Origin of the sequence: Micromonospora sp. M51 (assembly GCF_018070305.1) — a bacterium.
Lineage (GTDB): Bacteria > Actinomycetota > Actinomycetes > Mycobacteriales > Micromonosporaceae > Micromonospora > Micromonospora parva.
The window spans coordinates 1-4,627 of the sequence record NZ_JAGPXZ010000502.1; the positions used below are offsets into that span (position 1 = coordinate 1).

Consider the following 4,627-nt stretch of genomic DNA (forward strand, 5'->3'; position numbering starts at 1 on the left):
GTCTACGACCAGGGCACCCACGCCGGTCTGCCGTACCTGGTGATGGAGTACGTCCGTGGCCGCACGCTGCGCGACGTGCTGGCCGAGCGCCGCCGACTCAACCCGGACGAGGCGCTGGCCATCACCGAGCAGATGCTCGCCGCGATCGCCGCCGCGCACCGGGCGGGTCTCGTACACCGCGACGTCAAACCGGAGAACGTGCTGGTCGCCGAGGCGCCCACCGGTGGCGTCGCCAACCTGGTCGACAGCGTCGTGAAGGTGGCCGACTTCGGGTTGGCCCGGGCGGTCGAGGCGAGCGCCGACGAGGAGCAGGGCAACCAACTGATGGCCACCGTGGCGTACGTCGCCCCGGAACTGGTCACCGAGGGCCGCGCCGATCCGCGCACCGACGTCTACTCGGCCGGCATCGTGCTGTTCGAGATGCTCACCGGCCGGGTGCCGTACGACGGGGACCGCCCGGTGGACGTCGCCTGGCAGCACGTCGACCGGGACGTGCCGGCGCCCTCGACGCTGGTGCCGGGCCTGCCGTCGGTCCTCGACGACCTGGTTCAGCGGGCCACCCGGCGTGACCCCGGCGCCCGGCCCGCGGACGCCGGCGCTCTGCTGGCCGAGGTGCAGGTTGCCCGGGATCGGCTGGGCGACGCCAACAGCCACACCGCCGTGCTCCGCCCGGTCAGCGACGAACCGTTGCTCTCCCAGCCGACCATGATGGTCGCGACGGTCCAGCCGCCCAACCGCCCGTCCTGGGCACGGCTGCCCGAGGGGGCCAGCAGCCAGGGGCCGGGTCGGCGTCGGGCCGCCCCGGAGCCCGCCGAGGGCCTGGGCGCCCGGCTCGCCGCGCTGCGCACCACGGTGCTGAACCACCCGCGTGGCCGACTGGCCGTCGCGGCCGTGGTGGTGACGCTGGGGCTGGTGGCCGCGATCGGTGGTTGGTGGTTCGGCGTCGGTCGCTACACGGACGCTCCGCAGCTGGTGAGCCTGAGCAAGGCCGAGGCGCAGGCACAGGCCGACCGCGCCGGGCTCGTCCTCGAGTACGCCGAGCCGCGCTTCGACGAGAAGGCCCCGAAGGACAGCGTGCTGGGGCAGGATCCGGCGTCCGCAACCAAGATCGTCAAGGGTGGCACGATCACCCTGACCCTCTCGCTGGGCCCGGAGCGTTTCCCCGTACCGGACGTGATCGGCAAGGAGTTCGAGCTCGCCGAGGCGGACCTGCTCAACGCGAAGCTGGTGGTGGCCAAGGGCACCCCCCGCTACGACGACAGCCTGCCGGCCGGCGTCGTGGTGGAGAGTTCCCCCAAGGTGGGCGCCGAGGTCAAGCCAGGGACGAAGGTCACCCTCATTCTGAGCCGGGGCAGGGCGCCGGTGACGGTGCCGAACCTGGTCGGCAAGAGCCTGACCGAGGCCCGGACGACCCTGGCCCAGCTCAACCTGGTGCTGGTGGAGAACTACAAGGACTCCGACAAGCCGAGGGACGAGATCCTCGGGCAGAGCCCGGCCGATGGCGCCGGCGTGGAGAAGGGCACCCAGGTCAAGTTGGACGTCAGCAAGGGGCCGCCGCTGATCGCCATGCCGCGGGTGGTGGACCTGCCCTGCCAGCAGGCCAAGCAGGCGCTGGAGGGCCAGGGCTTCCCGGTGACGGTGGCGATCAACCCGAACGCCGTGGTCCGGATCCAGATCCCGGGCGAGAACCAGCAGGTGGCTCCGGGCACCCCGGTCACCCTGACGTGCTTCTGATGCCGACGATCTCGCGGCCGGTGGGCACGCACACTCCGACCTCGGGTGGGCTGGCGAAGGCCGCCCTGCCGTACGCCGACGTGACGGGTGCGCAGGTGGTGCAGGTCTACGTCTCCAATTCGCGAGGCTGGGCACTGCCCAACGGCGACCCCGGGCAGGACGCCCTGTTCCGCGACGGTTGCGCCGAGCGGGGCATTCCCGCGTTCATCCACGCCGCGCTGCTGGTCAACCTAGGCTCGCCCACCCCGGCCACCGTGGAGAAGTCGGCCCAGACGCTGGCGCACGCGCTGCGTCGGGGGGTGGCGATCGGCGCGCGCGGGGTGGTGTTCCACGCGGGCAGTTCGGTGGACGAGGGGCACGCCGAGGCGGCGATGCGACAGGTTCGCGAGGTGTTGCTGCCGTTGCTCGACTGGACCGCCGACGCTGGCGGGCCGATGTTGCTGGTCGAGCCGAGCGCGGGTGGAGGCCGGTCACTCGCCTCCCGGGTGGAGCAGCTCGGGCCCTACCTGGACGCGGTGGACCGGCACCCCATGCTCGGGGTCTGCTTCGACACCTGCCACGCCTGGGCGGCCGGTCACGACCTGGCGGCCGAGGGCGGCATGACGGCGACCCTGGACACCCTGGTGGCCACTGTCGGTGCGGACCGGCTGCGGCTGGTCCACGCCAACGACTCGAAGGATCTGTGCGGTTCCACCCGGGATCGGCACGAGAACATCGGCAAGGGCACCATCGGTGAGCCGGCCTTCGCCGAGCTGATGGCCCACCCGGCCACCGCCGGCGTCCCGACCGTCGTGGAAACCCCCAGCGAGAAGCACGTGGGCCACGCCGCCGACATCACCACCCTCACCCGCCTGACCCCCCAGTAACCCCACCTGACCCCACCGGGAACCGCACCTGCTCCCACCGGGAACCCCACCTGGTTGATCAAGAGGTTTGCGTCATCCGGGGGCCGGAATCTGACGCAAACCTCTTGATCACCGAGGTGAGCGGGGGGTGGGGGTGGGGTGGGGGTTGGTTGGGTGGGGTTAGGCGTTGGCCAGGATGCGGGGTAGGGCCGCGAGGGCGCGGTCGATGTCCGCGTCGCTGACGCCCAGGTGGGTGACCAGGCGGGCGGTACGGGGGCCGAGCACCGAGATGAGGACACCCTCGGCCCGTGCCGCGGCAGCCAGGGCCCGCGCGTCCAGAGTGTGCTTGGTGAGGTCCAGCGCGACCAGGTTGGTACGGACCGTCGTGGCCAGCACACCGAACGGCGCGACCGCCTCGGCGAGCCGGGCCGCCTTCGCGTGGTCGTCGGCCAGCCGGTCGATGTGCTGCGCGAGCGCGTACCGACCGGCGGCGGCGAGGACGCCGGCCTGGCGCATGCCACCGCCCATCCGCTTACGGATCGTCCGAGCACGCTCGATCTTCTCGGCGCTGCCCACCACCAGCGAGCCGACCGGCGCGCCGAGGCCCTTGGAGAGGCACACCGACAACGTGTCGAAGAGCCGGCCGTACTCGATCAGCGGCACCCCGTCGGCGACGTGCGCGTGCCAGATCCGGGCGCCGTCGCAGTGCAGCGCGACCCCCGCCTCGTCGGCGACCCCGCGCAGATCCCGCAGAGTCGCCAGCGGAATCACCCCACCGCCGCCCCGGTTGTGGGTCTGCTCGACGGCGATCGCCCGGGTGGGAACGGCGAAGTAGCCGTCCGGCCGGATCATCCCGGCCACCACCTCCGGGTCGATGTCCGCGCCCACCGCGGGCCAGGTCCGCGAGGAGATTCCGCCGTACGCGGCCGCGGCACCAATCTCGTACGTGACCACGTGCGCGTCGGCGTCGCAGAGCAACTCGTCGCCGGGCGACACCAACAGTTGCAGGGCGATCTGGTTCGCCATCGACCCGCTCGGGGCGAACAGCGCCGCCTCGTGCCCGAACAACGCGGCGACCTCGGCTTCGAGGGCGTTGACGCTCGGGTCCTCGCCGTACACGTCGTCACCGACCTCGGCGGCGGCCATCGCCTCCCGCATCCCGGCGGTGGGTCGGGTCACCGTGTCGGACCGCAGGTCCACGAACAGATCAGCCACTGTCATCCCTTCGGTTCGCCGACTGCGGGGCTCGCAGGCTCAGCCATGCGGGGCTCGCGAGATCAGCCACGCAGCATCTCCGCCACGAGGAACGCCAACTCCAACGACTGCTGGGTGTTCAGTCGCGGGTCGCAGGCGGTTTCGTACCGGTCGGGCAGGTCGAGGTCCTCGATGCCCTGGGCGCCACCGAGGCACTCGGTGACGTCCTCGCCGGTCAACTCGACGTGCAGGCCACCGGGGTGGGTCTCCAGCCCTCGGTGCACCTCGAAGTAGCCGAGCACCTCGTCGACGATGCGGTCGAAGTGCCGGGTCTTGTAGCCGTTCGACGACTCGTGCGTGTTGCCGTGCATCGGGTCGCACTGCCAGACCACCTTGGCCCCGGCGGCGGTGACCTTGGCGACGATCGGCGGCAGCGCGTCGCGTACCCGGTGGTTGCCCATCCGGCTGATCAGGGTGAGCCGGCCCGGGATGTTGTCCGGGTTGAGCTTCTCGCACAGCTCGATCGCCTCATCCGGGGACGTGGTCGGGCCGAGCTTGACCCCGATCGGGTTGGCGATCCGGGAGATGAAGTCGATGTGCGCCCCGTTGATCTGCCGGGTGCGCTCGCCGATCCAGAGGAAGTGCCCGGAGAGCCCGTAGGCGCGCCGGTCGGAGACCCGGGTGAGCGCGCGGTCGTACTCCAGGGCGAGGGCCTCGTGGGAGCAGTAGAGCGTGACGGTACGCAGCGCCTCGTCGTCGGTCATGCCGCAGGCCCGGATGAAGGCCAGCGCCCGGTCGATCTCCCGGGCGATCGCCTCGTAACGCTCCCCCGCCGGGGAGTTCTTCACGAAGCC

At 71.7% G+C, this 4,627-nt stretch carries 4 protein-coding genes; 2 read left to right on the plus strand and 2 right to left on the minus strand.

Annotated elements, in window-relative coordinates:
- Both KBX53_RS23090 and KBX53_RS23095 read left to right on the plus strand, forming a co-directional pair.
- Positions 1 to 1,734, plus strand: a 1,734-nt coding sequence (locus KBX53_RS23090; protein ID WP_210861594.1) for a Stk1 family PASTA domain-containing Ser/Thr kinase, incomplete at its 5' end; no start/stop codon positions are given.
- The gene (locus KBX53_RS23095; RefSeq protein ID WP_030337697.1) at positions 1,734 to 2,600 is read left to right on the plus strand and encodes a deoxyribonuclease IV; all 867 of its coding nucleotides are present in this window, start codon (positions 1,734 to 1,736) and stop codon (positions 2,598 to 2,600) included. The genes KBX53_RS23090 and KBX53_RS23095, both read left to right, overlap by 1 nt.
- Positions 2,601 to 2,759: 159 nt before the next feature.
- Here the strand turns inward: KBX53_RS23095 and KBX53_RS23100 are convergent, their stop codons facing one another.
- Entirely contained in the window at positions 2,760 to 3,800 is a 1,041-nt protein-coding gene (locus KBX53_RS23100; RefSeq protein WP_051708873.1) for a low specificity L-threonine aldolase, read from the minus strand.
- A 56-nt stretch (positions 3,801 to 3,856) separates the two neighbouring features.
- A partial coding sequence (locus tag KBX53_RS23105; protein WP_210861596.1) for a 3-deoxy-7-phosphoheptulonate synthase occupies positions 3,857 to 4,627 on the minus strand: 771 nt, incomplete at its 5' end.

Excerpts from the sequence above, each read along its gene's own strand:
- KBX53_RS23095 (WP_030337697.1), top strand. The coding sequence starts at position 1,734 with ATGCCGACGATCTCGCGGCCGGTGGGCACGCACACTCCGACCTCGGGT.
- KBX53_RS23100 (WP_051708873.1), bottom strand. The coding sequence starts at position 3,800 with ATGACAGTGGCTGATCTGTTCGTGGACCTGCGGTCCGACACGGTGACC.